This is a genomic window from Paraburkholderia phymatum (assembly GCF_040965635.1).
Classification (GTDB): Bacteria; Pseudomonadota; Gammaproteobacteria; order Burkholderiales; family Burkholderiaceae; genus Paraburkholderia; species Paraburkholderia phymatum_B.
Genome location: NZ_JBFRCH010000007.1, coordinates 1 through 26,940, shown reverse-complemented (window position 1 = coordinate 26,940; position 26,940 = coordinate 1). Strand labels below are relative to the sequence as shown.

At 61.1% G+C, this 26,940-nt stretch carries 28 protein-coding genes and 1 pseudogene; 16 read left to right on the top strand and 13 right to left on the bottom strand.

What is annotated here, in order from left to right; all coding sequences use genetic code 11:
• Positions 1 to 31: 31 nt before the first annotated feature.
• A complete protein-coding gene (locus tag AB4Y32_RS15470) occupies positions 32 to 949 on the bottom strand; it encodes a LysR family transcriptional regulator (protein WP_368722164.1) in 918 nt (305 codons plus the stop codon).
• 795 nt (positions 950 to 1,744) lie between these two features.
• Between AB4Y32_RS15470 and AB4Y32_RS15465 the strand changes: the two genes are divergently transcribed.
• The 3 genes from AB4Y32_RS15465 (at position 1,745) to AB4Y32_RS15455 (ending at position 3,909) form a co-directional block, all read left to right on the top strand.
• On the top strand, positions 1,745 to 1,945 hold the full coding sequence (locus tag AB4Y32_RS15465) for a hypothetical protein (RefSeq protein ID WP_368722163.1): 201 nt from the start codon (positions 1,745 to 1,747) through the stop codon (positions 1,943 to 1,945).
• Positions 1,946 to 2,082: 137 nt separating this feature from the next.
• Positions 2,083 to 2,601, top strand: coding sequence for a phasin family protein (locus AB4Y32_RS15460; RefSeq protein ID WP_368722162.1), 519 nt, complete (start codon positions 2,083 to 2,085; stop codon positions 2,599 to 2,601).
• Between the two features lie 240 nt (positions 2,602 to 2,841).
• Positions 2,842 to 3,909: a hypothetical protein gene (locus AB4Y32_RS15455; RefSeq protein WP_368722161.1), complete on the top strand. Its 1,068-nt coding sequence runs from the start codon at positions 2,842 to 2,844 to the stop codon at positions 3,907 to 3,909.
• A gap of 92 nt (positions 3,910 to 4,001) precedes the next feature.
• On the opposite strand, the gene AB4Y32_RS15450 is transcribed toward AB4Y32_RS15455, so the two are convergent.
• Both AB4Y32_RS15450 and AB4Y32_RS15445 read right to left on the bottom strand, forming a co-directional pair.
• Positions 4,002 to 4,403, bottom strand: coding sequence for a DUF4148 domain-containing protein (locus tag AB4Y32_RS15450; RefSeq protein ID WP_368722160.1), 402 nt, complete (start codon positions 4,401 to 4,403; stop codon positions 4,002 to 4,004).
• Between the two features lie 3 nt (positions 4,404 to 4,406).
• A complete protein-coding gene (locus AB4Y32_RS15445; RefSeq protein ID WP_368722159.1) occupies positions 4,407 to 5,222 on the bottom strand; it encodes a TetR/AcrR family transcriptional regulator in 816 nt (271 codons plus the stop codon).
• Here AB4Y32_RS15445 and AB4Y32_RS15440 point away from each other — a divergent pair.
• Both AB4Y32_RS15440 and AB4Y32_RS15435 read left to right on the top strand, forming a co-directional pair.
• Positions 5,204 to 5,800 carry a glutathione binding-like protein gene (locus tag AB4Y32_RS15440; RefSeq protein WP_368722158.1) on the top strand — a complete coding sequence of 199 codons (597 nt, stop codon included), beginning with the start codon at positions 5,204 to 5,206 and terminating at the stop codon, positions 5,798 to 5,800. The genes AB4Y32_RS15445 and AB4Y32_RS15440 overlap by 19 nt on opposite strands.
• A 22-nt stretch (positions 5,801 to 5,822) precedes the next feature.
• On the top strand, positions 5,823 to 6,173 hold the full coding sequence (locus AB4Y32_RS15435; RefSeq protein WP_368722157.1) for a VOC family protein: 351 nt from the start codon (positions 5,823 to 5,825) through the stop codon (positions 6,171 to 6,173).
• Between the two features lie 49 nt (positions 6,174 to 6,222).
• Here AB4Y32_RS15435 and AB4Y32_RS15430 read toward each other — a convergent pair whose 3' ends face one another.
• Positions 6,223 to 7,110 (bottom strand): ketopantoate reductase family protein, encoded by an 888-nt coding sequence (locus tag AB4Y32_RS15430; RefSeq protein ID WP_368722156.1) that lies wholly within the window; start codon positions 7,108 to 7,110, stop codon positions 6,223 to 6,225.
• Positions 7,111 to 7,204: 94 nt separating this feature from the next.
• Positions 7,205 to 8,095: an alpha/beta fold hydrolase gene (locus tag AB4Y32_RS15425; protein WP_368722155.1), complete on the bottom strand. Its 891-nt coding sequence runs from the start codon at positions 8,093 to 8,095 to the stop codon at positions 7,205 to 7,207.
• A 254-nt stretch (positions 8,096 to 8,349) separates the two neighbouring features.
• Between AB4Y32_RS15425 and AB4Y32_RS15420 the strand changes: the two genes are divergently transcribed.
• Positions 8,350 to 9,702 carry an MFS transporter gene (locus AB4Y32_RS15420; protein WP_368722154.1) on the top strand — a complete coding sequence of 451 codons (1,353 nt, stop codon included), beginning with the start codon at positions 8,350 to 8,352 and terminating at the stop codon, positions 9,700 to 9,702.
• Here the strand turns inward: AB4Y32_RS15420 and AB4Y32_RS15415 are convergent.
• From AB4Y32_RS15415 to AB4Y32_RS15405, 3 genes are all read right to left on the bottom strand, one after another.
• Positions 9,699 to 9,959 carry an H-NS family nucleoid-associated regulatory protein gene (locus tag AB4Y32_RS15415; protein WP_368722153.1) on the bottom strand — a complete coding sequence of 87 codons (261 nt, stop codon included), beginning with the start codon at positions 9,957 to 9,959 and terminating at the stop codon, positions 9,699 to 9,701. The two genes, AB4Y32_RS15420 and AB4Y32_RS15415, sit on opposite strands and share 4 nt — an antisense overlap.
• 69 nt (positions 9,960 to 10,028) lie before the next feature.
• On the bottom strand, positions 10,029 to 10,259 hold the full coding sequence (locus AB4Y32_RS15410; RefSeq protein ID WP_368722152.1) for a hypothetical protein: 231 nt from the start codon (positions 10,257 to 10,259) through the stop codon (positions 10,029 to 10,031).
• A gap of 254 nt (positions 10,260 to 10,513) precedes the next feature.
• Entirely contained in the window at positions 10,514 to 11,332 is an 819-nt protein-coding gene (locus AB4Y32_RS15405; protein ID WP_368722151.1) for a hypothetical protein, read from the bottom strand.
• An 80-nt stretch (positions 11,333 to 11,412) separates the two neighbouring features.
• Between AB4Y32_RS15405 and AB4Y32_RS15400 the strand changes: the two genes are divergently transcribed.
• Positions 11,413 to 11,754, top strand: coding sequence for a helix-turn-helix domain-containing protein (locus AB4Y32_RS15400; RefSeq protein ID WP_090866774.1), 342 nt, complete (start codon positions 11,413 to 11,415; stop codon positions 11,752 to 11,754).
• A 377-nt stretch (positions 11,755 to 12,131) separates the two neighbouring features.
• On the opposite strand, the gene AB4Y32_RS15395 is transcribed toward AB4Y32_RS15400, so the two are convergent.
• Together AB4Y32_RS15395 and AB4Y32_RS15390 are read right to left on the bottom strand one after the other, a co-directional pair.
• Entirely contained in the window at positions 12,132 to 13,145 is a 1,014-nt protein-coding gene (locus AB4Y32_RS15395; protein WP_368722150.1) for an AraC family transcriptional regulator, read from the bottom strand.
• Between the two features lie 458 nt (positions 13,146 to 13,603).
• Positions 13,604 to 15,160, bottom strand: coding sequence for a hypothetical protein (locus tag AB4Y32_RS15390; RefSeq protein ID WP_368722149.1), 1,557 nt, complete (start codon positions 15,158 to 15,160; stop codon positions 13,604 to 13,606).
• Between the two features lie 809 nt (positions 15,161 to 15,969).
• Here AB4Y32_RS15390 and AB4Y32_RS15385 point away from each other — a divergent pair.
• Genes AB4Y32_RS15385 through AB4Y32_RS15370 form a run of 4 tightly spaced genes read left to right on the top strand, consistent with a single transcriptional unit; the run spans position 15,970 to position 19,439 of the window.
• Complete coding sequence (locus tag AB4Y32_RS15385; RefSeq protein ID WP_368722148.1) at positions 15,970 to 16,689, top strand: ABC transporter permease; 720 nt, start codon at positions 15,970 to 15,972, stop codon at positions 16,687 to 16,689.
• Positions 16,686 to 17,603, top strand: a complete 918-nt coding sequence (locus AB4Y32_RS15380; RefSeq protein WP_439899792.1) for a glycine betaine ABC transporter substrate-binding protein — start codon at positions 16,686 to 16,688, stop codon at positions 17,601 to 17,603. The genes AB4Y32_RS15385 and AB4Y32_RS15380 overlap by 4 nt, the downstream gene beginning before the upstream one ends.
• A 25-nt stretch (positions 17,604 to 17,628) precedes the next feature.
• Positions 17,629 to 18,282 (top strand): ABC transporter permease, encoded by a 654-nt coding sequence (locus tag AB4Y32_RS15375; RefSeq protein ID WP_087734931.1) that lies wholly within the window; start codon positions 17,629 to 17,631, stop codon positions 18,280 to 18,282.
• Complete coding sequence (locus AB4Y32_RS15370; protein WP_368722147.1) at positions 18,279 to 19,439, top strand: betaine/proline/choline family ABC transporter ATP-binding protein; 1,161 nt, start codon at positions 18,279 to 18,281, stop codon at positions 19,437 to 19,439. Before AB4Y32_RS15375 ends, AB4Y32_RS15370 begins: the two co-directional genes overlap by 4 nt.
• Positions 19,440 to 19,484: 45 nt before the next feature.
• Here the strand turns inward: AB4Y32_RS15370 and AB4Y32_RS15365 are convergent, their stop codons facing one another.
• Entirely contained in the window at positions 19,485 to 20,111 is a 627-nt protein-coding gene (locus tag AB4Y32_RS15365; protein ID WP_368722146.1) for a class I SAM-dependent methyltransferase, read from the bottom strand.
• 124 nt (positions 20,112 to 20,235) lie between these two features.
• Here AB4Y32_RS15365 and AB4Y32_RS15360 point away from each other — a divergent pair, with 124 nt between their 5' ends.
• Positions 20,236 to 20,868: a class I SAM-dependent methyltransferase gene (locus tag AB4Y32_RS15360; protein ID WP_368722145.1), complete on the top strand. Its 633-nt coding sequence runs from the start codon at positions 20,236 to 20,238 to the stop codon at positions 20,866 to 20,868.
• A 190-nt stretch (positions 20,869 to 21,058) separates the two neighbouring features.
• Here the strand turns inward: AB4Y32_RS15360 and AB4Y32_RS15355 are convergent, their stop codons facing one another.
• Both AB4Y32_RS15355 and AB4Y32_RS15350 read right to left on the bottom strand, forming a co-directional pair.
• On the bottom strand, positions 21,059 to 22,102 hold the full coding sequence (locus AB4Y32_RS15355) for a methyltransferase (RefSeq protein ID WP_368722144.1): 1,044 nt from the start codon (positions 22,100 to 22,102) through the stop codon (positions 21,059 to 21,061).
• Between the two features lie 313 nt (positions 22,103 to 22,415).
• Positions 22,416 to 22,910 (bottom strand): hypothetical protein, encoded by a 495-nt coding sequence (locus AB4Y32_RS15350; protein WP_368722143.1) that lies wholly within the window; start codon positions 22,908 to 22,910, stop codon positions 22,416 to 22,418.
• 794 nt (positions 22,911 to 23,704) lie between these two features.
• On the opposite strand from AB4Y32_RS15350, the gene AB4Y32_RS15345 reads away from it, so the two are divergent.
• From AB4Y32_RS15345 to AB4Y32_RS15330, 4 genes and pseudogenes are all read left to right on the top strand, one after another.
• Positions 23,705 to 23,974: a MoaD/ThiS family protein gene (locus AB4Y32_RS15345; RefSeq protein WP_368722142.1), complete on the top strand. Its 270-nt coding sequence runs from the start codon at positions 23,705 to 23,707 to the stop codon at positions 23,972 to 23,974.
• A gap of 74 nt (positions 23,975 to 24,048) precedes the next feature.
• Positions 24,049 to 25,221: a WD40/YVTN/BNR-like repeat-containing protein gene (locus AB4Y32_RS15340; protein ID WP_368722141.1), complete on the top strand. Its 1,173-nt coding sequence runs from the start codon at positions 24,049 to 24,051 to the stop codon at positions 25,219 to 25,221.
• Between the two features lie 146 nt (positions 25,222 to 25,367).
• Entirely contained in the window at positions 25,368 to 25,502 is a 135-nt protein-coding gene (locus AB4Y32_RS15335) for a hypothetical protein (protein WP_368722140.1), read from the top strand.
• A gap of 159 nt (positions 25,503 to 25,661) precedes the next feature.
• Positions 25,662 to 26,816, top strand: a pseudogene (locus tag AB4Y32_RS15330) (DUF3422 family protein); the annotation flags it as partial.
• Positions 26,817 to 26,940 lie beyond the last annotated feature (124 nt).

The following is a 26,940-nucleotide window of genomic DNA, read 5'->3' as shown; positions in this document are numbered from 1 at the left end:
AGTTGCGTTGCGCAGCAGGCAAGCGCGAGCGTCACTCTTGCGCGATGCGCAGGTCGGGGTTCTTCTGCGCGATTTCCGATACCCAATCGACGAACGCGCGCAGCCGCGAACTCAGATTTCGGCGATGCGGATAAACAACCGAAAGCGGCGTCGATGGAATGTTGTATTCGCTCAGGATTTCCCGCAGGGCACCCTGCTTGATGAGATCGGCGACCATGAAGCGCGACGGCTGGATGATGCCGTGCCCCAACGCACCCGCATTGATATAGACCGAGCCGTCGTTGACGGCCAGCACGCTCTTCATCTGCACCCGGACGACTTCTCCGCCGACGCTGTACTCGAATGGAAAAGTTCTTCCCGAGCGCGCCGACACGTAATTCACCGCCTGATGATGGCTGAGTTCTTCGAGCGTCTTCGGCGTGCCGTGCCGTTCCAGATAGGCAGGCGACGCGCAAGTGATGATGCGCGCATTGCCGATGCGCTTCGCAACGAGACTCGACTCTTCGAGCATGCCCATTCGGATCACGCAATCCACGCCGTCCTGAATGAGATCGATATTGCGGTCCGCGAGGCCCAGGCGCACGTCGATTTGCGGATAGCGTTGATAGAAGTCTTCCAGCGAAGGCAATAGCAACGCGCGCGCAAGCGTGCCCGACGTATCGACGCGTATCGTGCCCGTCGGACTCTCTCGCTTGTTCGACAACGACGATTCCGCATCCGCCACTTCGGCGAGAATGCGCACGCATCGCTCATAAAACAGCGCGCCGTCTTCCGTGACGCTGACCTGACGCGTCGAACGATTCAGCAGACGCACGCCGACGTGCTCTTCCAGCGCCTGAATCGTTCTGCTCACCTTTGCGCGCGGCAAATCGAGCATTTCAGATACCTTTGAAAAGCTGTTCGCATCCACGACGCGCGTGAAGATCTCCATTGCCTCGAAGCGGTCCATTTCCTGTGCCCTGTCATTGTTTGGCGGCGAAAACATCCAGCGTGGCGGGTTGCGCCATGTCGGAGGAGTTCGATATGCCGTCGGTCCGGCTGCCCGTCTGCCTTTCGCGCGCAGCCTGGCTGACGCAAAAATAACATGCAGATAATCGCCACGCGCAAGAAGGGGCGCGAACAGCGGGGCTTTATCTGCGGATTGCGGATCGCTCACAGCCGGTTTTAAAAGGCCTTACGAATACCGTCGATTTACTGGCCTCGCGCACCGGACACCAGTCCGATTATGACTAATATTATTTCCCTCCCAGACGAAAGTGGATATTCACTGTTAAAGCGACGCTTTATCTATGATTCAGATTGAGCGCTGCCAGTTTTAAGCAGATCCGCAAAAATGATCGCGCTTTAATGCCCGCAAACGCCGACGTTTGAATTCGCACCGACGCCCCTAAAAGTGTGACTATCTGATGTCACATCCCAACATAATGCCTGTAAGGCGCGCTGGACAAGGCCGCGAGCCGTAGGCAAACGATTGCCGGTTAGACGAAGGTACGCCGGTATATTTTCCTCTTAATCGTGTTTTGCGCAGGCAATAATTGCCGCAGACTCCTACGACAAATCTGCTTGCAGATTTACCGTTAATTCCGATTGAAATTTAACATTCGCCGCATTAGTATGGGTTCCCCGTCGATGCAGCACGCTTCTTCAGACGGAAAAAACCTCGAACCATATTTACCGTTCGCAAGTGCATTCAAAGGCCATTTACGCATGCGAACGGGCGCGATGCGCCTTTCAGGAGACACACGTGCTGAGCCCACACGAATTTGCGACGCTCATGCTTATCAAGGACGCGAAACATCAGTCGGACTTCGATCAGGCTGACCTGATCGCGCTGGCTGATCACGATCTGATCACCATTGGCCTGCCTGACGCAGCCCGCATCGTTCCGCGCGTCACAGACCGCGGACATGCGCTGCTCGCCCGGCTCGGCGCTGCATTGTCATGACGTCACCCGGCGCGAATACGCGCCGTCGCCGTACGGGTAAACGAGTTACGGCAAATCCCAAGCAACCGGTTGGCGCCGATCGTCCAGCGATCGATGCCAGTCATTCTTTCGCGCATTCAACCTTGCGAGGCCCTGCGATGTTCATGTCCATCGACGAAGTGACTGCTGCACAGAAAGCCCGGGTTCAGACGTTCTACGGCATCGCGAATGAAGCGGTGAGCGGCTTTGAGAAGCTCGTTCAATTGAATTTCCAGGCATTGCGCGACGGCACGCAACGCGCGATGGATGCACTGGCGAACGGCGAGATGCCCGGCGCAAGTGCATTCAAAGCCGGCGATCTGTCGATCGTCGAGCGCTCCGCGATCTACAACCAGCAGGTGTACGACATCATCGCGGGTACGCAGGCGGCCATCATGAAACATGCGACCGCGCAATACGAATCGCAGATCGGCGCGGTCAAGGCCGACCTGGACGACGCCGCGCAGCGCGCGCCGGCAGGCGCCGAGGTCGCCGTAACCGCGATGAACACCGCCATTGCGGCGGCGAACGAGTTTTACGAGAGCATCTGGAAGACCGCGCGGCAGGCAGTCGAAACTGCGGAGAGCAATCTGAACGTGGTGGCGCGCAGCGCGAAGAACATCTCGCACGCGGCCTGAATAGAGAGGCTCGCGGCAAAAAGGAGTAGGAAACCGGACGCAATTCCCCGCGTCAGGCGCATTTTGCAGCCCGCTTTCGAGCGGGCTTTTTTTCGTCCCGCAATCGTCCGTCTCCCGCTGTACACCTCCGTTAGTTCATTGCACGTCGAGAGCGAGGCACGCGACGTGCTGCCTCGCCACGGACGTCTTTACCGGCACATGCCGTCCGCCCATGCCACCCACGCAAATATTTCTACGTCGATGAAAAGACTTCAAGGTCTAGTCGTCTGCTGCGCAGCAAGCCTGCTCGCGGCATGCAGCAGCGTCGGCCCGACGCGGCTAAAAGCCGATCAGGTCGACTATTCGCGTGCACTCGGCGAAGCGAAGAAAAGGGAAATACTCGCGGCCATCATCGCTTTGCGCTTCGCCGACGCGCCCTCTTTTCTGACCGTCAGCCAGATCATCGCGGCCTATAACGTCGACGCATCGGCTTCGTCCACGCTAAATGCCGGCTCCGGCACCATGCCGGACTATGCGTCTGTGACGGGAACGGTGTCGTACTCGAACCACCCGACATTCACGTTCACACCGACGACAGGCGAAGCCTATGCGCAAGCGTATATCCGCCCGCTCGCGCCGACGCTCGTCCTGCCGCTCGCCGAAGGCGGCATACCTATCGATCTGTTGCTGCGCATTTCGGCGCAATCGATCGGCGGTCTGCAAAACGGTACTGCGCTCGGCGGAGAAAACAGTGCGGGGTCGCCGCAGTTCTTTCAATTGATTCAGGCATTGCGCCGCCTGCAAATGGCGGGCGAATTGAATGTCGAATCGCGTACCGTAAAGAACGAGCAGCACGTCTATCTGATACTGGGCACGGCAACCACGACGGATGCCCAAAAAGCCGCGCCCGATTTGCAACTGGTACGCAAGCTCCTGCACCTCAATGCGAAAACGGGCGACTATGAAATCGTTTACGGGCAGTCGTCGCGCGGCGGCAATCAGATCGCAATGTTGACGCGCTCGGTGCTCGGCATCCTGACCGATCTCGGCGCGCAAGTGCACGTGCCCGATCGGAAGATCCAAGACGGTTCGACGAAGCCCACTGTTACGCTAGTCGGCGGCGAGACGCGGCCGACGATCATCGTGCAGATGGGTGACAAGCCGCCCGCCGATGCATACGCCGCCGTGCGCTATGGCCCGTCGACGTATTGGGTCGACCGCTCGGATTTCGATTCGAAATATGCGTTCACGGTCGTCCAGAATCTGATGGCGCTCGCCGAAGCGGAAACGAGCAGCAAGGCGCCCATCGTGACGATTCCCGCTAATTGATGATGCACACGCCATGCGGGAACAACAGATGAGCGGGCCGCACTATCAGGCGGCCCGTCCTTGCTATTGCGCTTGCGTACACGGCAACTCAATCAATGGCGTTTCTCTGGTCGCGGCGCCATGCCCGACGCCGTCGTGCCATTCGTCACGCCGCCATAGCCTTCCGCCTGGCCCTGCTGTTTTGACAGACGGCGTTCGGCCGCCTGCAAGTTCCGCGGATAATCGGTGCGGTCGCCATCGCCCGGACGATAGCCTTGGCTTTCGACGTTTCTCAGGTCCTGTTTCACTTCGCCGCGAGTAAGCGGCCGATTCTGCTGGACGGCTGTTTGCGCGTAAGCTGCGGCGGAAATGCCCGTCACGGCTGCAAGAATGACGACATGCTTGATCAGTTTCATGACTTCCTCCATGAAATAGCTGATACAAGTGTTTTTGCGCAAACCCTGTACCCGTAGTGGCCATGAAACGAGCGTGAAAAGGCGCCAATCGACGCGCATCGTCTATTTCCTTGCAGGCTTTACGGAGCGCGTAATAGATGCGCGTTTGCCGGGTTTCGACGAACCGTCATTGCGCGCACCACAAATCAACGCGACCCCTTCTGCCGCTGTCGCGCGCAGCGACGCCCGCGAATCGCCCGCGCGCGAACGTAGCGCGAGGCTATGCATGATCGCTGACGCGACGCGCGCCAAAACGACCGCATCCGCAGTTGCAGAAAGTTCTCCGTCAGCCTGCGCGCGCCGTATGCGCCTTTCGAATGCACGATCAAACGATTTGAGCCCTTGCGTCAATCGGGTGCGCACTTCTTCATCGACTTTCGATTCGACAACCGCCGTGCCGATCAGAAAGCAGCCACGCGGCGTGCCGCCCGCAGGCAGGTAAAGCGCGAGCGCTCCATCATAGACACGTTGCAACGCTTGCGCCAACGGAATATCGTCGCTCAATGCAGATTCCATTGCCTGCACACCCGCTTCGACATAACGGTCCAGCGTGTTCAGATAGAGGGCATGCTTGTCCCCGAACGCGCCATAGAGGCTCGGACGGTTCATGCCCGTCGCCTCGCTCAGCGCGTCGAGCGAGGTGCCCGAATAGCCGTTCACCCAGAACGCGTCAGTGGCATTGCTCAGCGCTTCGTCTGCGTCGTAAGCACGTGGCCGGCCGCGCGCACGTTTTTCGTTTTTTGTACCGTCTCGCATATAAATATTTGACACCGTCGATTTTTGTTCACTATAGTACAAAAACAATCCAACGATCGGGAGACATCGCCATGGATCTCTATTTTTCTCCGCTCGCGTGCTCGATGGCCACGCGCATCGCATTTTACGAAGCCGGCGCGCCCGTCGGGTTCATTCAGGTCGACACGAAAAAGAAGAAGCTGCGCGACGGTTCCGATTTCTATGCGATCAACGCACTCGGCCAGGTACCCGTATTGCGCACAGACGAAGGCTGGCTGTTGACGGAAAACACGGCTATCCTGCCCTACGTCGCCGACCGGTTTCCCGCCGCAGGGCTCGCGCCCTCATCCGGCACACGCGAGCGCGCGCAACTCCAGCAATGGCTCGGCTTTATCAGCACGGAATTGCACAAAGGTGTCTTCGTGCCGGTGCTCGATCCCACCGCGCCGCCTGAAGCAGCGGAATACGCGCGGCAGAAGCTGGCACGGCGGTTCGATCTGTTGCAGACGCATCTCGCGGCACACGAGTACCTGGTCGATCGTTTCAGCGTCGCCGATGCGTATCTGACGACTGTATTGAACTGGGCGAAGTACTGCGGTGTCGATCTCGCGCAATGGCCGGCTGTCGACGCGTACTTCCGGCGCATCGTCGCGCGGCCGCACGTGGCGAGAGCGCTGTCGGAGGAAGTGGCGCTGTTTCGTGAAGAACAGGCCCAGCAATAGCGGGCCACGTGAGGCTTGAGCGATGAAAGTCAACCGGATCGTCTCGAACATCGAGGTCAAGGACACGGCGCAGGCGCAGCGCTTCTATCAGGAGATTCTCGGCCTCGATCTGCTGATGGATCTCGGCTGGATTCGCACATACGGTTCGGACCAGTCGATGACCGTGCAAATCAGCTTCGCGCAGGAAGGCGGTTCGGGCACGCCTGTGCCCGATATCTCAATCGAAGTCGACGATGTGGACGCCGCGTTCGACGCGATGAACGCTGCCGGCTTCGCGGTCGAATACGGTCCCGTCGACGAGCCGTGGGGCGTGCGGCGCTTTTATGTGCGCGATCCGTTCGGCAAGCTCGTGAACATCCTCGCGCATCGCTAACGCACAAAACGCCTTCACGCGTGAAGGCGTCGTGAAGGCTGAGGCCGCGCTACTTGCTCTCGATCAGCTTGACGAGCGTATGCAACAGCCGGTTCGACGGCGTCGCCACGCCGAGCGCTTCGCCGCGCCGCACGATCAGCCCGTTCAGGTGGTCGATCTCGCTGCGCTTGCCGCGCGACAGGTCCTGTGCCGTCGACGAATACTGTCGCGGCATCGTCTCCGCGATCATGCGCACGGCCGCGTCGACATCGCCGGGAACGGTGACCCTGTCCGCCTTCGCGACGGCAAGACATTCGTCGACGATATCGCGCATCACTGCCTTCACGCCCGCGCCCTGCACGAGCTGACCATAAGGCAACTGCGTGATCGCCGACAACGCGTTGTACGCGCAATTCAGAATCAGCTTCGCCCATAGCGCGCCGCGCACGTTATCGGAGATCTCGGTCGGCACGCCCGCCGCGATCAGCGCCTGCGCGGCTTCCGCGCTTGCCTTCGACGGCTCGATTACCAGCTCGCCGCGTCCATGATGGCGGACGTGTCCCGGCCCTGCCATTTCAGTCGCGACATAGACGACGGCGGCGGCCACTTCCTGCTGCACGACGTTGCGCACTTCGTCGGCATTCTCGACGCCGTTTTGCAGCGAGAGAACCAGCGTATCGGGTGCGAGAAAGGGCTTGATTTCGAGCGCGGCGCTGTTGGTGTCGGTGGACTTCACGCAGAACAGCACGAGCTTCGCGCCCTGCACGGCACTCGCGTTCGTGCTGGCGGCAAGATCGATGTGCTCGTCGAATGCCTGCGTTTCGAGCCGAAGGCCGCGACGCGCAATCGCGTCGACATGCGGAGGCCGTCCGATCAATACCACTTCGTGTCCCGCGCGCGCCAGCATCCCGCCGTAATAGCAGCCCACCGCGCCCGCGCCCATCACCGCAACTTTCATAAGCAACGCTCTTCTTGAATGGTTTTGAACCGTTAAAAGTTACCACATGGCGTGCAAGGATGAATCGTCGGCGAACCTGCGAAGAGGCGTGTCGTCAGGCGCGCGTGCGCACGGCGAACAACGCATCGGCGAATGCGGCGGGCGCTTCCTGAGGCAGGTTATGCCCGGCATTCGCGATCACGCGATACTCGTAAGGCCCTGTGAAATGCGGCGCATGATGCGCAGTGCCGCCGACAGGCATCACGCCGTCAACGCCGCCGTCGAGTGAAATCGACGGCACGCTGATGGGAGGTTGCGCCGCGAGACGCCGCTCGATGTCTTCGTAACGCGGGTCGCCTTCGACGAGCGCATAGCGATGCCGGTACGAATGAATCACGACATCGACGAAATCGGCGTGATCGAACGATGCCGCCGTGCGTTCGTAGCACGCGTCGTCGAAACGCCATGTGGGCGACCAGAGCGTCCACAGCAGGCGGCACAGTGCGCGCCGGTTTTCCGCGAGCCCCGCGCGGCCGCGCTCGCCGTGAAAGTAGTACTGATACCAGTGGCGCAGCTCGTTCTCCGGCGGCGCCGGCTTGCCCGACGCCGCGATGTCCTGGATGTTGTAGCCGTTGATGGTCACGAGCCCCTGCACGCGCTGCGGATACAGCGCCGCGACGATACAGCCGGCGCGCCCGCCCCAGTCGTAGCCGCCGAGCAGCGCGCGCTCGATATACAGCGCGTCGAGCAGCGCGAGCAGATCGGCGGCGAGCGCGGCCTGCTGGCCGGAGCGCGGCGTGTCGGCGGAAAGAAAGCGCGTGGGACCGTAGCCTCGCAGATAAGGCACGATCGCGCGCGCGCCCCGCGCAGCCAGCAGCGGCGCGACTTCGTCGTACGCATGGATGTCGTACGGGAAACCGTGCGACAGCACGACAGGCCAGCCTTGCGAATCGCCCGTTTCTTCATAGGCGATGTTCAGCAGTTCGGTGTTCACGTGCTTCAGCATGATCGGCGGCTCCGCATCAAGCGCTGATGGCGACAACACAGAGAGCGTTCATGGTAGCGCCGCCGCACGAAATACGCTGACGGCCGTGCGCATGTGCCTCGTATAAGAGCAATGCGAAAGAGAAGTCGTTTTACCGCAAGCCGATGTCGGATTCGTGCCATGCCGGCGACGCACACGCCCGCTACATTCGACGAGAGAAAGCCCGTAAAACGTCGCGATCCGGGTGCCGCGAAAGACGAACGAGACTGAGCACGATGAACCAGGCACACGATTCGGCGGCCCGCCAGCCGTGCGGCGCATTTTCTCTGTCGGATGCGCAGCCGCGCACCGATTTTGTCGAGAGCGGTTCTTCGTCGAACGCGCGGGTTGCGCCCGTTGATCACTGCACTCGTGCGCCCATCCCAGCGCCGCTGCCTCCCGTCAGCAGCCTGCGCTCCACCGCGATCCTGCTGCTCGGCTACGCGATCCTGATCACGGGCAATGGCCTGCTCGGCACGCTGATCTCGCTGCGGCTCATTCAGCAACAGGCGCCGTCGATCGTGGTCGGCGTCGTGCAGTCCGCGTACTACGTCGGCTTCATGCTGGGCGCCGTGTATGGCGGCTCGTTGATCGGGCGCGTCGGCCATCATCGCGCGTTCGTCACGTTCGCCGCGGCATCGGCGTGCTGCGCGCTCGGCTATGCGGTGTGGAGCAGCGCCGCGACCTGGGCCGCGCTGCGCTTCATCACGGGCTTCTGTCTCGTCGGCATCTTCACGGTGATCGAGAGCTGGCTGCATCAGGTCGCGAGCAACGCGCAGCGCGGACGCGTGTTCTCCGCGTATCTGATCACGAACTATCTCGGCGTCGGCACAGGCCAGTTTCTGATCGGCCTCGCCGACCCGGCGGGCTTCGAACTCTTCAGCGCCGTCAGCGCACTGTTTGCGGCATCGCTGATTCCCGTCGCGCTCGCAGGCACGGCGCCCGCGCCCGCCATCGCGCACGATGCTCACGGCGCGGCCTACGGCTCACGTCTCGCGCGCGGCCTGTCGGGGCTGCGGACGATCTATCGATGGGCGCCGCTCGGCGTGATCGCGTGCCTTGCGGCCGGGCTGCTGAACAGCGCGTTCTACACGATGCAGCCGGTGTTCATGCGGCGCGTCGGCTATTCGGTGCCGGACGTATCGCATTTCATGGGCTTTGCGCTGCTCGCGGCGCTCGTGCCGCAATGGCCCGTTGCGCGCGTCGCCGATCGGTTCGACCGGCGCAAGGTCCTGCTCACTCTCGCCGTAAGCGCCGGAACGTTGAGCGTCCTGCTGTTCGTGCTGCGCGACGGCGTGCTGATCGAGGCACTCGGTTACCTGTACGTTGCTGTCGCGTTTTCGATGTATGGCGTCGTCGCGTCGTATGTGAACGACTGCATTCCCGCCGACGAGCGGATCGCCGTGAGCGCTGCTCTGCTGTTGATCTTCTCGTTTGGCGCGAGCGGCGGCCCGACGCTCGCATCCGCGATGATGGCCATCGCGGGCCCCGCCGGCCTCTATCTGTTCACGGCCCTCGTGATGGGCGTGCTCGTTCTGCTGACGCTGCGCAGCCTGCGCGCATCGGGATCAGTGAATCGTTCCGTCTAGCCCTGCTCGCAGCGGAAAAAATCGATGCTCTGTCCCGACGCGACCGCGCGGCGCAGCCAGTCGGGCAGATCGCCTTGACCGTCCCAGACATGCCCGAGCGCATCCTGATAGCGTACCGCGCGCGCCGACTTTTGGTCCTCGGCGAGCGACCGTTCGATCGCGTCGACGGTGATGCCGAACTCGGTCATCTTGTGCCGTATCCACGCGATCAGGCGCTCTCTGGCCTGGCCGTCGAGTTTTGCGATTGAAGTAGACATTGCTCGTGCGATTCGAAAGGTGAAGTGTTCAGCAATCCATTCGTACGGGCATGGCGATGCGTGACGAATTCAATTGCGCCGCCGCGCGTCGATGCGAACCGCCGAGTCGAACAGCGCCTGCGCTCGCGCAAGCTCGTCGAGCGCGCGGTCCAGTTGCGCGACGGCGGCAGCATACTCGACGTTCGATGTGCTGTCTTCCGTATCGCCGCGCACGGCGCGAAACGCCAGATCGACATTTCGCGTCGCCTCTACAAAACGCTGCGCGGCCTGAGCCTGCCGCGAATGCGTAATCGCCGACATAGGCATTCCTCCATTTCGTTTCAGGTCCGTGTACTTCATTTGCGGAAGCACACGGTGCAGCGATAGCACTGGTTCGAGCCAGCGACTTGAACGGATATCGGTTGCAATGCATTGCGCGACACGCCGATTTTCTCTCCGCTCGCGGCCAAGCGCCAGGGCGGGAATACAACAACACGCGCTTTTTTAACGCGAGCACCGAAGTGTCAGTGCCCCCAGGTTCCATGCAATGAACACTCGCAGACCGTCCGCGTCTGTCACGTCGCGAAGCTCGGCTGCGCATGTGCCGCGTTGCTGAATGCAGCCATCGCTTCGACGGGCGGCATATCGAACAGGTCGCGCGTGAAGCCGCGCACCCGCTCTTGCGGCGGCCGGCTGCGCAAACGCCCGACCAGTTCGATGAACGTTGCGAGATCGCCGTCGCGCGTGGCCTTGTTGACCTCCGCGAAATCGCGCGCCTTGAGCACGCCGGGTTGCGTGAGCCGCACGAAATACGGCGCTTCGAGTTCGACGGCGAGCGCAACCGGATAGCTCTTGCCGGTCTTTCCGCTCTCGGCATTCGGGTTGCCCGCGCGCGCGATGCAATCGACCACGGCCGTGCCGTGCGCGGCACCTAGCGCTTTGCCCGTGCTCACGCTGCGCAGATGTTCCGGGTACACGCGCAAGCGCGTGCCCATGCACAGTTCCGTCGGCGACGAGCACACCAGCGCGTAGTGCTGTTCCTTGCGCTGCCCGGAAGGCAGCGTCGCGCGGCTGACGATGAACGCGTGAGGCGGAAGCTGCCGCACCTGCCCCGTGCTGTCGATCCACGCGTTCCACAGCAGCATGTCTTCCTTTTTGCGGCCGGCGGATCGGGGCTTGCTCGATGCCGGCGAAAAGAGTGCGAGCAGCGAGCCCGTGCGGTGCGCCGCGACTTGCGCGCTGTTGCCCAGCGACCGCCCGACGCCCCACAGAAAACGCCCGCCGCCCAGCCTGCGCTCCCACTCCTTTTGAAGGACGACGACAGGCAGACCTTCACTGGACTCGTGGCCGGTCTTGGTCCAGCAGAACGTGGGCGGTAGGTGCTTCAGTGTCATTCACTTCCTCGGGAGGCAGCCATTCGTCAAAATTGATTGGCCAATTCAATAAGCGCTAATGTATAGATATAATGCGTCGAATGGAAGCCCCGAAGAGCGATTTTCCCGTGCAGGACCTGATGCGCCGCTTGCTGGCGGATACGCGTTCGTCCAGCGAAATTGCGAGGCTTTCTGGAGTCAGCCAGCCTACGGTGTCGCGGCTTCGGCTGTCGGAGGGGCAGCGTGTGCGCAAGAGCGCCTCATTCAATAAGCTATGCAGTTTCTACGGCGTGGAGCCACGCCGTGCGAGCGGCCGGGCAGCGGGCTACAACGAGTTGCTGCGCAATGCGATCGTCGACGCATGGGACGGCTCTGAAGAGCACGGTCGCGCATTGCTCGTCGTGATCAAAGGGCTGAAGGGATTGAGCGGAAAGATGGGGTGAGCGGCGTGTGTCGGGACGCTCGACGGGCTATGCCGTGCGGGATGAGTTGGTGCGGGACGCGATGGAAGGGCCACGTGGCAGCCGCTGGGAGAGAAGAAGCGAGCAGATTGCGAATGCGGTTTCGTTGCTCGTCCGCATCGCTACGCATTGAGTGGAACATCGCGGGCAGCGTTCGATGTGGTGTAGCTCATGGTGATGGTGATTCGTCCAATCAAGCGGTCGATGGATCACTGCCACGACGCTCAAAAGGAAATTGCCAGGCCATGACGATGCAACCGATCGTAGCGGCATATGCCGTGAATCGGCTGCCCAAAGGTGCCCAAGCACTGACGAAACTGGCCGCGACGGGCGGGCGCGCTCGTGCCGGCGCCAGGGTTTCAACCAGCCTCGACGGGCCGTCGGTAGGTGCCGGGCGTGCTGCCCGTCCAGTGGCGGAACGCTCGATGAAAAGCGCTTGGATCGTCGAAGCCGATGTCGCCGGCAATGACGGCGATCGTGTCCTGCGTCTCGGTCAGCCGCTGGATCGCGATGTCGCGCCGCAGTTCGTCCTTGAGCATCTGAAACGTCGTCTCTTCGGAGGAAAGGCGCCTGCACAGCGTGCGGACCGAGCAATGGAGATTTTTCGCGGCCTGCTCGATCGTCGGCAGGTCGGGCAGATCGCCTGCGAGATATTGGCGAACGCGATGACTGACAAGTTGCTCGCTGAACGACTCGAAGATCCACTCGCCCGGAGAGCGCGCGAGAAACTTGCGCAAATTGCGTTTGCGCTGGCGGATCGGCATGTCGAGAAAGGCCGCGCTGAAGCGCATCAGCGTGGCATCGCAGCCGAAGCGCACGGGGCCTGAAAAGAAGTAGCGGTGATCGACGGCATGCGGAGGTTGCCGACACGCGAAATCGACTCGCAGCAGCGGTATTTTCTGGCCGACGAGCCACGACGAGACACCGTGCGCGAGCTTGAGCGTCAACTCCTGGCCGAGCGGTCCGATGTTCCCATAGGCAGGACTCGGACGCAGTTCGACCTGAGCTATCAGATCGCTGCGGCGCGATTCCAGACGAAAGTCGTCGAGCACGATATGAAAGAACTGGCCGAAGCGGTGCAGCGCCGTTTCGAGGTTCGGTGCATCCAGAAGGCTGAGGCAGAGAAACTTCAATGTGCCGCTGCGCAGCGGGCGACTGAAGATGCCCGGCATTTCGTCGTCCAGTTCGATCGCGAGCATGCGATACAGCGTGGAGAACTGCTCCTCGGTCACGCGGGCGCCGCGCTTGCTGAGTAGTGCGGGCGTGATGCCCGCCTCGCGGAGATAGCGATGCGTGACGTCGACTCGCGCGCCGGCCGCCTCCAGAAAGCCGTTGACGAGCGAGATCGGGACAGTTGCACTTGGTGTTTGCATTCGTGTTCCCGTCGAAGTGAGGACTTCATGCTTCACGGCACGCGTCGCTGTTTTTTTCACTTTGATCCGGGAGCCTTCGGATCGAGCTTTCGTGCATGCGCGGCTCATGCGTCATTGTGGATCAGCGACTTTGATGTCTTCGACTTTTTGTTTCGAGCAGGGACATAAAAGAAGCGGCGGCGGTCGAGCGAGGATTATATGACAGCAAGAGAGCGCGCCTTTCGTTCTTCGAGTCCAGTTCTTTCGCGATTGACTAACGGGGCTTTATTGGCAAATCCGTAGAAAGCTGAAAGGATGCGTGGTCGGCCGGGAAGCGTCGAATGGCGGAAGGCAGCCAACGACGATGAACGCGATCCTGCGTTTGCCGGGTTCTCGGGCGACATAGCGATGACGCGGAAAGCAGCCAGGCCCAGACGCATTTCTTCATGCGCGTGGGCCTGCAATAAGCGACTAGTCCATCAGGCGTCAGGGTTGCCGGCGACGAACGCAGTAAATGCGTTATAGGGCTGAGCCACCACGGCTCCGTCGATCATCAGGCCATAAGTCGTATCTCCGCTGTCGAGCACGTAATACATCACGGACTGGATGTTCTTCGTCTTCCGCGCACGATAGTAGTTCGCGAACTGCGTGCTGATGTAGTTCGCGCGATAAGCCTCCGTGCTTTCGGGCCCGGTGTTCCATTCCGTGATCAGGAACGGCACGCCGTAGCGAGCCTTGCAGTAGGTCGGCAGGTCGAAGCCCGGACCCGCTCCATCCGTGCCGAGGTTGAAGATGTCGCCGTAGACTTCGTAGTTGTGCCACGTCGTCATGTCCCAGCGCACTTTCGGATAGCCGCCCGTGCCGTCCGGCTGCATGCCGTCCCACAGCGCATCGGACGCGCCGACGTCGGCCACGCAGAAGTTGACGCCGCATTTGGCCGTGGGCTGCACCGACTTCACGCCGTCGATCATGCCGCGCATCGCGCCGCGCATGATCGGCCAGTTCACGTTGTTGAAGTCGACTGCTTTCGATCCCGCATTGGTCGGATCGAGGATGATCTCGATTTCCCGGGTCAGCTCGTTGCCGCATTCGTACATCGTGACGCCCCACGGTGCGAGCGCGGCCGCGATAGTGGCCGCGCCTGCACGTGTGCGGTTATAGGCGGCCGATTCGCTCGAGAACATGACGCCGGGCGATTCGTGGATGCCGAAATTGACGAGCACGAACAACGTCAGTCCCGCTGCCTGGAAGGCCTTGGCCAGTTCGACGACTGCGCCTAGCGATACCGGGTCGTCAATGCAACCGACGCGGTAAGTCGAGCATCCCATGCTCTTCATGATCGACACGATCTGGTCGGGCGTGTAGCGATAATCGTAGTGTCCGTTGATACCGTAGAACGTACCAGCCGTCGCCGCCGACACGATGCGAGGATCGTTGCACGGCAACCATGTGCTCGCGTCAGTAAGAACATAGAACTGTCCACCCGTGCCGCGATGCCAGATCTTGCTGCCGTACCACAGCAGCAGCGAAACGTTGTAGGTATTGCCGACAGTGTTGTTATTCCGATAAATGACGCCATTCACGACGGTCCACACATTGCCGACCTTGTCGATGATGTACGAGGCGGACGGAATCGTCGTGCCATCGACAGAAGTACCGCCGAGCCGCGGATCGTTGCACGCGATCCACGTGGAGCCGTTCCATCCGTAGAACTGCCCGCCCGTTCCCTGGTGATAGACGCCGCCGCCATACCACAGCACCATCGACACGTTGTAGTTGTTGTTGGCCTTGACCCCGTTCTTGTAGACGGAACCGCCAACCAGTGTCCAGACGGCGCCCTGGTTGTCGATGATCGAGTTGGCGGGCGGAATCGTTGTCCCGTTGGCGGATGCCCCCACCGCTTTGGCGACTGCCTTGGCCGCCTTGGCCGTAACGGTATCGCCCGTGCCGAAATCGGATGCGCCGCCGCATGCGCTGAGCACGTAGCTGCCACCAAGTGCCGCGACGCGGCCTAGAAATTGACGTCGATTAATCATGGAAATGGTCCGCTGCCGAAAACGGCTAAAAAGGAACGGTGGTTACAGCGGCACGTCCGGACGAGTGAAGACCGATAGAGTTACTTCGCATTCCGAAATATCTGCCATTGATCCCCGCGCGAAATGCCGAGTGGGAACCAATCGCTTAATCGGTAATTACTGCCTTAGTGCTCGCGAATACGCGCAATTAATGCCTGTTTTTCGGCAGCAGAAAGGCGGCACAGTAGGGCGAAAACTCAAATAAGTCGTTTCTTCTGATGAATATACAGGCAAGAGATTTTTTTCGCGTACAGCCCTATGCAGAGGGATGCTTCCGCAGCATGTAACACAATGTTACAGAGAAAACGTTTTTATCGCCTACCTGATGAGTTCGCCCACTCGGTATCGGAATTTTATTCTCTATAGCTCCCTAATTAATTGGAATTTAATCAGGGAACGAGTTTTTGATTAATTAGGGAATGATTCCGTAGAAATACGGGCTTCGCTATCGAGATCGCCAACAGAGAGGCACGCTGCTTGCTGCATCCTCCCGGTGCTCATCGCGAGACACTTGAGTTCACAGCAACACAAGGGAAGCCAACACAACCACACCTTTGAAATCCACGGAACGTCGCCACGCGTGCGTTCCTTGTTCAACGAGCCGGCAGGCCGTCGGCCTCACCGTATGCAGCGTCCGGTCTCCTCCGAGCCGTCGATGTTGCCGCCTTCGTCACCGGCCTGAGTCGTCGCCACCCGAATGGACTGCGCGCTTTGCCGGATGCGTCCACAGCGGACACAGGTTCCGCTTCAGCCAGAAAAAGGAGGCCATCTTGCCTAACCGACGCACTGTCCGTTTCGCGGGCAGCCTGATCTTCGTCGTGCTCATCGTCGTGTTTCTCACACGGGCAATCGAGCCCGGCACTTACCGCCAGTACTCGGGCGATCTCGCTTACTACGCGATCCGGCATCTGGTACTGGTGGGTTATTCAATGGTGCTTGCGATCCTCGTGGGCGTGCCGATGGGCGTGCTGCTGAGCCGGCCGTCAATGGCGCGCCAGGCCGAAGCGTTCATGCAGATTTTCAACATCGGCAACACGGTGCCGTCGCTCGCCGTGCTGGCAATTGCGCTCGGCATCTTCGGCATCGGCGATGTGCCGGCTATCGTTGCATTGTTCTTCGCGTCGCTATTGCCGATCACGCGAAACGCGTATGTGGGCATGAAGGGCGTCGCGCCGGCGCTGCTCGAAGCGGCACGCGGGCTCGGCATGACGAATACACAATCGTTGTTGCGAGTCGAGTTGCCCAACTCGATGCCGATCATTGTCGGCGGCATTCGCACCGCGCTCGCGATCAACGTGGGCACTGCACCGCTTGCGTATCTGATCGGCGCGGACAGCCTCGGCACGCTGATCTTTCCCGGCATCAATCTCAACAACAACCAGATGCTGCTTCTCGGCGCGGCCGCCACGGCCATTCTCGCGCTGCTGCTCGATGCAATCGTCTCGACAATCAGCCGCGTGTGGCTCACACGTAAAGGGGTGGCGGCATGACGCGACTGATTGCTGATCGACTGAACCGCATCGTTACGCTGCTGATCGCCGGTTGTGTCGCCGCGTGCCTGAGCATGCCTGTGTGGGCCGCAAAAATCGTCATCGGTGGCAAGAACTTCACCGAGCAATACGTGCTCGTCGAACTCACGGCGCAGTATCTGCGCTCGCGCGGCTACACGATAGAAACGCGCACGGGCCTCGGCAGCGTGCTGCTGCGCAGCGCGCAGGAGAACAACCAGATCGATCTGACGTGGGAATACACGGGCACGGCGGCGCTCGTCTACGACAAGCTCACGGAAAAGATGACACCCGATGAGATGTACCAGCGCGTGAAAGAGCTCGATGCGAAGCGCGGCCTCGTGTGGCTGAACAAGTCGCCGATGAACGACACGTATGCGCTCGCGCTGCCCGCCGAAGCGGCCAAAAGAACCGGCATCCGCACGATCTCGCAACTGGCCGCGAAGATGAAGAGCGACCCGAAAGGCACGCATAACGTGTTCGGCATGGACGCGGAATTCGCGAATCGTCCAGACGGCCTGAAGCCGCTCGAAGCCGCTTACGACATGCACTTCACACGCAAGGAAACGCGCCAGATGGACCCCGGCCTCGTCTACACCGCCCTCCACAACAACCAGATCGCGATCGGCCTCGTCTACACGACGGACGGCCGCGTGAAGGGTTTCGGCATCGTGCCGCTCGAGGACGACAAGCACTTCTTTCCGCCGTACAACGCGACCCCCGTGGTACGCGCGCCGATCCTTCAACAGAACCCGAAGCTCGCGGAACAACTGAACGCACTGTCGGCGCTATTGAACAACGACGTGGTCCTCGACATGGACAAGCAGGTCGATATAGACGGCAGGTCGGTGCAGGCGGTCGCAGCCGAATTCCTGCGCGCGCATCAACTGCCGTAACGACTGCCGCAACAACGGAGGAACGATGAACCTGTTCGACTATCTGTCGGCGAACTGGCCTGAACTGCTTCAACTCACGCTGCAGCATGCGTGGCTCGTGAGCCTCGCGGTAGGCTGCGCGATCATCGCCGGCGTGCCGCTCGGCATCCTGATGAGCCGTTGGGAATGGCTCGCCGCGCCGCTGCTTGGCATCGCGACGGTAATCCTCACTCTGCCGTCGATCGCGCTGTTCGGCCTGATGATCCCCGTCTTCTCGCGCTTCGGCGAGGGTATCGGCGCTGTGCCGGCGATCACCGCCGTGTTTCTCTATTCGCTGCTGCCGATCATGCGCAACACCTATCTCGCGCTGCATAACGTCGAGGCGAGCATCAAGGAAGCGGGCATCGGCATCGGCATGACGCGCTGGCAGCGACTGCGGCTCGTGGAGCTTCCGCTCGCAGTGCCGGTGATACTCGGCGGCGTGCGCACAGCCGTCGTGATGAACATCGGCGTGATGACGATTGCGGCGGTGATCGGCGCGGGCGGCCTCGGCTCGCTGATTCTGCGCGCGATCAGCCAGAGCAGCATGATGAAGCTGCTGGTGGGCGCGGTGCTCGTGAGCATCCTGGCGATCGTCGCCGATTTGCTGCTGCAACTGTTGCAGCGCGTACTGACACCGAAGGGAGTACAGGAAACATGATCGAACTCGACCAGTTGACCAAGACTTTTACGCAGAAAGACGGCCAGCAAGTACACGCCGTCGATTCTGTCAGCCTCGAGGTGAACGAGGGCGAAATCTGTGTGTTTCTCGGACCCTCGGGCTGCGGCAAGACGACTACGCTCAAGATGATCAACCGGCTGATCGAGCCGACCTCGGGCCGCGTGCTGATCAACGGCGAGGACACGGGCACGCTGAACGAAACGGACCTGCGCCGTCATATCGGCTACGTGATCCAGCAGATCGGCCTGTTCCCGAACATGACGATCGAGGAGAACATCACGGTCGTGCCTCGCTTGCTCGGCTGGGACAAGAAGCGCTGCGCGGAGCGCGCGACCGAACTGATGTCGATGGTCGCGCTCGATCCGAAGCAGTATCTGAAGCGCTATCCGCGCGAGTTGTCGGGTGGCCAGCAGCAGCGTATCGGCGTGATTCGCGCACTCGCGGCGGACCCGCCCGTGCTCCTGATGGACGAACCGTTCGGGGCTGTCGACCCGATCAACCGCGAGGCGATTCAGAACGAGTTCTTCCAGATGCAGCGGCAACTGAAGAAGACCGTGATCATGGTGAGCCATGACATCGACGAGGCGATCAAGCTCGGCGATCGCGTGGCCGTGTTTCGGCGCGGCAAGCTCGTGCAGTACGACCATCCCGACACGCTGCTCGCACATCCGCGCGACGACTTCGTCGGCCAGTTTGTCGGCGCGGACAGCACCTTGAAGCGCCTGTTGCTGGTGAAGGCCGGCGATGCCGCGACGACGCCGGAAACCGCGCGTCCCGACACGCCGCTCCCGGAGGCATTCATGACGATGGACGAACATGACTTCCGCTATCTGACCGTGGTGGACGAAGCCTTCCACGCCCAAGGCTTCGTCACGCGCCGCGCCGCGCGCCATGTCGAAGGCGTGTGCGCGGACAAGCTGGCCGCATTCCCGGCCACCGTGTCCGACGGCGACAATCTGCGCATCGTGCTCTCGAAGATGTATCAGTTCCGCACGTCGTGGATGCCGGTACTCGACGCCGACGGCGTATATGTCGGCGAAGTCACGCAGGACTCGATCGCGGAGTATCTGAGCTCGGGCCGCTCGCGTCATCAGACCGGCAAGGCGCCCGTGTTCACGACAAGCGAGGTGACTTGAAGCACGAAATGCGCTCAATCACTGTTGCTGGCGATTCGCGCGACGTCAGCTCGATCCAGGGCCTTTGATGAACACGAGTCGGGTCCACGTCACGTTCATGCGCCGGTTCGATCGCTGGACGGATTCCGATCGAACGCCGAGTATCGGTTGTAAATCGTGGACATTCGCGAGCTGGATGGTCTCTTCAGCCGAGACGTCGAACATCCGCCGTCCTTCTGGAATCGGACCATGCCGCAATGACAGGATCAGCAAAGCGCCGTCAGACAGCAGACGAACGACATTCGGCATCGCGCGACGACGTTCTTCTTCGTCGAGATGCATCCAGACGGCCGTCAGCATCGCGAGGTCGAAATGTCGTGTCGTTGCGCGCAGGACGCTGAGGTCCGGAAGGCTATCGTCGAGCCATTCAATCCGCGATGCCGGATGCAGCTTGACGCCAGCCGCCCGGAACTCGTCGACCGGCTCGACGGCGACTACGTGATGCCCCATTGCAGCAAGCGCAGCCGCGTCGCTTCCTATACCTGCTCCAACGTCGAGCACACGGGACGGACGGGTTGGTATCAGATGCAAAACGGCCGCGTGATGCTCGGCAAAAGGGATGTTCCGCCATTGACCGATGAGCGATCGAGCGGCCTGCGCGTAGCCCTCCGTACCGCGTACGTCGATAGACACTGACGACTCTCCTGTGTGGTGATCCGGGTAGGTTCCGCAGTATCGTGTCATGCAGCACCGGCACGCGCGGTATGCTAGAGACGGATGCCGTTCAATCGGGTATCTGCCAGTCATGGCAGGCACGATGATTGCAACGCTGGCGCTGTGTCCAGGTCTGGACACTATCCCTGTTTGTCAGCTGTTTTTGTGCTGCGTAGACGCCGTAGCCTTTAAATTCGTGAATATCCACTTCATCAAACACTGGCTGAAAAACCCCGCCGCCGTGGGCGCGATCGCTCCATCTTCCCTGCATCTGGCGCGCGCAATGGCACAGCCGGCCGACCAGTTTGATACGATTATTGAACTCGGCGCCGGCACCGGCGTCATTACCGATGCGCTTATCGAGCGCAACCCTTCGGCAAGACTGATAGCCTTCGAACTGGACCCGGCGCTGGCTGGCAAGCTTGCCGCGCGACATCCGGGCATCGAAGTAGTCGCCGGCTGCTTCCACGAACGGGCGCAGATTTTAGATTCATTGCCGGAGCGCGCGCTAATCGTCTCGGCGCTGCCGTTTCGCTCGTTGCCGAAAGAGGTCATTCGCCCGACGACGGTGATTCTCGCAAGATTTCTCATGCAGAATGTCGGGCGCAGGCTCGTGCAGTTCACCTATCAGCCTAGAACGCCGTTTGACGTCCCGACGAGCCTCACCTGGCGCTGGCGGCGTGTCATCTGGCGCAACACGCCGCCGGCCGGCGTTTGGGAACTCCGACAAGGTTAAGCCGAAGCCGCTTCTCGTACGCAATCTTCTACAAGCGCTTTTAATTCCGGCCGTCGAACACTTGGGGAAATCGTCGGCGAGATGCTGGTGCGGACGACGGCATGTCGCGCGCAACGCGCCCGTCGTCCAAACCAGTACCGTGGCGTCAGTTCCCGCCCCTGAGAATGCCCGCGAATCTCGCGGCAAGTTTCTATCTGGTTCCAATCACCATTGAGTCGGGGCCGATAAGCGGCTCGACGCGTACCTGTGTGAAGCCGACTTCCTGCATCCATTCGCGACACTGCGCGCCCGTATAGTCGAAACCGCCAGGTGTCTCGATAAGCATGTTCAGGCTCATCAGCAGGCCAAAGGCATTGCGCCTGCGGTCATCGTCGATTACCGCGTCGTAGACGATCAGGCAACCGCCGGGAGGTAGCGACGCATAGCACTTCGCAAGGAGCTCGAGCTTCTGCCCGAGATCCCAGTCGTGGAGGATGTGCCCCATCACGAGCACGTCGGCCGCCGGACAGGGGTCCTTGAAGAAGTCGCCCGGATAGAAATGCAGCCGTTCCTGCAGGCCGTGCGACGTTACGTACTCTTCAAACACAGGGCCCACCACCGGCAGATCGAAGCCGCCGCCGCGCAAGTGAGGATGAGCGAGCGCAACCTGCACAGGTAAGGCGCCCTGGGCCGCGCCGATGTCAATGAAGGTGCCGTAGTTCTGCCAGGGGAATTGTTGCGCAATCGCCTTGGCCGCGCCCAGGCTGACCCCGCTCATCGCCCGCAGAAATCCCCGTAGCTTGTGTTCGTCGCGATACATCGCGTCGAAGGGATTGCCACCCCCTCTTGCCTCGTTCTGTGGCAGCCCCGTGCGAAGGGCTTCCGTCAGAGAGCCCCAGAACGGATATAGGCGCGCGTTGGCCATTTCCAGTAATCCACCGACGTAGCTGGGCTTGGCCACGTCCAGAAAGAGCCCGGCGTCCGGCGTATTGCGGTATTTCCCGTCTTCGCGTTCCAGCAGATTCAATGCGACCAGCGCGTCAAGAAAATCAAGGGCCGATCTCGGATGCAGTCCGAGTGCCTCAGCAAGCTCCGCAGCGTCGTGAGGACCCGTCGCGAGGCGCGAGAACACACCGAGTTCGACTGCGGACAATAGGGTCTTGGACGCCCAGAACCCCATGCCCAGCTGGAATACCCGTTCAGGGGAGGGCTCGCGCTGGCGCGTGTTGTCGGCGCCAGGCTCCTGTTGAACCATGCTCGATGTGCTTTCCATCATTGCTCCCGGAGGACGTGTGAAGAAGCGTCAGACAGGATGGTAGGCGAAGCGTAATTTTTCAAGCGTTCGCTACCGCACAGACGGACTCCAGCCCCTCGGTATGTGCGCCGTAACGGGATCGTGTCGATCGCCGATGGACTTTGTTGGGAGATAAGAGCTTCCGCTCAACGACCTGCAATCGACAGCAAGCTGCGCGGTTGTGACCTTTGTCAGTCTGCGAGCTCGCGATGCCACTCACGGCCATCAGGTCTTGCGCGCGAGCGCAGGTCGTCGCTTTGCGGACCTTCGTAGTTCAGCGATCGCGAATGACAGGTATCACCGGAACGGCCTGGTTGACAGGGACGGTGTCCGAAATCGGCTTCATCGTGGGCGGAACATAGTAAATATAGGCACTCGCGACGCAGGCCGGCTGTCCATCGGTTGTAACGGAACAGGTGTTGAGGATGCTATTGCCGTGTGCATCGGTGGCCCTGAATGCCGGGTCGGGAACGACGTTGTCGTAAGGCAGCAGTTTGTAGTTCTGGCGCAGGTCCCACACGATGGTGTGCCATGCCTGATAGGCCTGGCTCTGGTAGCCGCCGCCGCGCCCCGAACCGCCGCAGCGGGTCCACGCGTAGACCTCGCCGCGGATATACCCATTCTCGTCGAATCCCGTGACATAGCTGGCCACGTGTACACCGCCGCACGAGGCCCCGAGCAGTGTCGGGTATGCCGCTGGCAACGGCAGGGTGACCTGAGCCTGCACGGCGGCGCTCGCCAGCAGTCCCAGCAAACCGATCATCTTCATGTCGTACCTCCCGGCTGGTTTAGTGGCGTCGCAGACGGGTCCAACTGACGGATAGGGTCCCCTCGATACTTGTGCCCGAGAGGCTGATGGTGCTTTGCGGATAGCCGATCGGCAATTCGAGGGCCGGCCACAGCATGCACCACCTGTTCCCTTTTTGTTATAGCCAAATTCAGGTGGTGCAACCAGACAGATTGGAAAGAGTCGTCACCCAGAATGTCTGTCGAAATCTCCGCTGCGTACGTTCCATGACACGCCGACCTTGAGCTGCGGATCACATTCAGCGAATCGCGTGCCGAATCGATCACATAAAGCGCGTCGTTGTTCAACTAAAGATCGCATGTGAGCACGTACAGGTGTCAATGGAGGCGCCATTTGCATGATCGATTCTCATGATCTGTGAACTCGCGTGGCGTCCGTATGATTGACGACTCGAAGAGCGGAAAAGGACTTCTATTGAACGGCCGATATCCAAAAATCTGAAGGTTCGCTTCGAATCGGTTTATGCGCTTGCAACCTTCGGTGCGTCTGTCCGCGACCGGAGATCGTAGAAGCGCGTGTGCCTGTTTCACAGCTCGCGGCGGCACATTTCGTTGCGTTGTGCCTTTGATCTTGTGGACTGTGACGGTCATCTGGTCGACGTCGTCTTATCGATATGTGAGGGGCGCCGAAGCCTGCCGCTTCTCGCAATGCAGCGCAAGCTGACGTCTGGTGTACGGCGATGTCGCGAATCACACGGCGGATCGCCTAAACTACAGAACCAGCGGACGCGGCCATTCCCGCGCCGCTACCCCGTCATGGCGCACATCTTCTTCGCTGCTTCGATTCAGCGGCATATCGCAACGCCCGAGCGAGAGATCGATGCGCGCACGCTCGGCGAGGCGCTCGAGGCCGTCTTTACCGTGCAACCTCGACTGCGCGGCTACATACTTGATGACCAGGGCTCAGTGCGGCGGCATCTCGCCGTGTTTGTCGACGGACGGCCGGTGCGCGACCGACAACATCTGTCCGATGCGCTCGGCGAGGAGAGCCGGGTTTATGTCGTACAGGCGCTGTCGGGTGGATAGGCGGGCTCCATCCGTACCCGAACTTCCAGAGTAAGCGCCGAAGCGCCGACGCCCGCCGACAGGAGACACTCGACATGAGCGATCGATTGCTTGTCGCAACCCGCAAGGGTCTGCTCGTTCTGAAAGCCGATGGCAAGGGCAGCTGGACGTTCGGTGAGCCGTATTTCGTCGGCGAGCCGGTGAGTATGGTGCTGCCCGATCCACGCGACGGATCACTGTATGCCGCGCTCAATCTCGGCCACTTCGGCGTGAAGCTGCATCGCCGGCGCGCGGGCATGGCCGACTGGGAAGAGTGCGCGGTCCCCGTCTACCCGCCGCAGCCCGCCGACGAGACACGCACCGGCGACGGCGCGAGCGCGAGTGCGAGCGCGAGTGCAGACGCCGGCGCGGACAATGCGAGCGCCACAGCGCCCAGCCCGCCCGTCCCTGCCTGGACGCTTCAGCAAATCTGGTCGCTCGAAACCGGCGGTCCGGACGAGCCGGGCGTCTTGTGGGCCGGCACGATTCCAGGCGGGCTTTTCCGTTCCGACGATGGCGGCGATACATGGGTGCTCAACCGCGCGCTGTGGGATCGCCCGGAGCGCCGCGAATGGTTCGGAGGCGGCTATGACGCGCCGGGCATCCATTCCGTCATGGTCGATCCGCGCGACAGCCGGCACGTGACGATCGGTGTGTCGTGCGGCGGCGTCTGGCAAACCGCCGACGGCGGCGCGACCTGGCGCGTGACTGCCGTAGGCATGGAGGCCGACTACATGCCGCCGGAGCGGCGCGGCGATGCCAACGTGCAAGACCCGCACCGCGTCGTGCAATGCGCGGCAAGCCCGGATGCGCTTTGGACGCAGCATCACTGCGCAATCTTCCGCTCGACCGACGGCGCGGCGCACTGGCAGCGCATCGAAGCACAGCCATCGAGCTTCGGCTTCGCGGTTGCCGTGCATCCGCGCGAGCCGGACACCGCGTGGTTCGTGCCCGCAGTGAAAGACCAGTGCCGCATTCCCGTGGACGGCCGGTTCGTCGTCACACGCACTCGCGACGGCGGCCGCACGTTCGAGCGTTTTTCGAGCGGATTGCCGCCTGCACCGGCGTATGACCTCGTGTATCGGCACGGGCTCGCTGTCGATGACTCCGGCATACACCTCGCGATGGGGTCGACAACTGGCTCGCTATGGACGTCCTGCGACGGCGGCGAAAGCTGGCAATTGATTTCAGCGCATTTGCCGCCTGTTTATTGTGTCCGGTTCGGATGAGGTCGAGGGGCGGATCAGTAAGACATGAAGCGCCAATGTTTTCGTTCATTCAGGGGACATGGCCTGAATGCGTTCATCGGGGTGACGGATAGACACTTCGTGCTATACGCGCCGGAAAACCGCTTTGTGCAGCGCGGCTTGTCACGATGCTGACGGATAACGGGGCGCAGATTCGGCGATGCACCGCCGGGACAGAGTTCATCGCGCTTCACCACCATAGCAGGGTGAAGGTCAACGACGTGATCCAGCACTGGCTCGATGCCGACATCAATGACGCGTAGCCCTTCGCCGCCATGCCGTTCTCGTGTCATCAGAAAAACTGAAGTTCGCGATTAAAACTATGAGATTTCTTTGTCGACGCGCTTCTGCCATAGTTCTTGCACGCAGGTGTTTGCAGTCGTCGATGACTGCGTGAATAGCAACCCGTGAAAACATCAACCATGGACCACCCATTGCGCGCCACACTGGCTGCGGAATTGCATGCTCGCCCGTTCCTGAAGCTCGCCGAGTCTGTAGCCCTCACGCACTATGCGATTTACACCGAGCACGATCCATCGATACACGAGACGCTATTGCACGCATTGTGCCGGGACACGGGCATACCGATGCCGGCGGAAAGTGCCACACATTATTCCGTGCAGTCCCCGTGCGGGTGGCATCTGAAGTGGGAACGTCACACCGAATTCTCCACGTTCACGTTTGTCATCCCGCGCAACGACAGCGACTATTTCAACGACAGTGCAATCCACGGCATTCCCGCCGGCTGGTTCACGCAACTCTCCGGAAGCCGGTTCGTCGCGTCCCGCATGGAACTATTGACGGGAGACCGCGCACGCGTGGCGCGCGATTCGTTGCGTCAATGGATCGATGGACCGATTCTCGTCGGCAGCAATGTGCTTGGTGGCGGCCAGGTGTTCTGCGACTGGAACGTGCGCCCGGACGGTTTCATGCGCTTTCTCGTCATGGATGAGGGCTTTCGCGAGGAGCAAGGCGGACGCCTGCTGCAACGCCTCTACGAAATCGAAACGTACCGGATGATGGCGCTGCTGGCGCTGCCGATTGCGCGTCGGATGAGCCGTGATCTGGACGAGATCCATGCGTCGCTTCAATCGCTGATGCAAAGCATGGATGCGCAAGGCGCCGATGATGACGACTCGCAGCTTCTCGTCAAACTCACGCACCTCGCGGTGCGCGTCGAATCGCTGTCGGGATCGGGCGGGCGGTTCAGTGCTTCGCGAGCCTACGAAAAACTGGTGCTGGCGCGCATTCAGGAACTGCGCGAAGAACGCATCGAGGGCATGCCGACCATCCAGGAGTTCATGGAACGGCGCTTCGCGCCCGCGATGGAAACATGCCGCAGCGTCTGGGCACGCCATGAACAGATCGCGGCCCGCATCGCGCGCGCCGTCGATCTGTTGCGCACGCGAGTCAATCTCGCGCAGGAAAAGGACGTCACTCGCCTGCTTGCCGGCATGGAGCGCACGGCACGGAACCAGCTGCATTTGCAGCATGCCGTCGAAGGGCTGTCCGTGGCCGCGATCTCGTACTACGTGCTTTCGTTGGCGGCTGCTGCGTTCAAGGCGTTGCACGTGCTAAGGCAATGCTGATCAAGCCGAGTAAACGCGACTGATTGCGATGGCGCATGCGTAAACTTTCCGAATCACCAATGAAAATGGTCATTCCGGTTCATTTGGTCGCGCCGCAGGCGCTTTGCGCGGG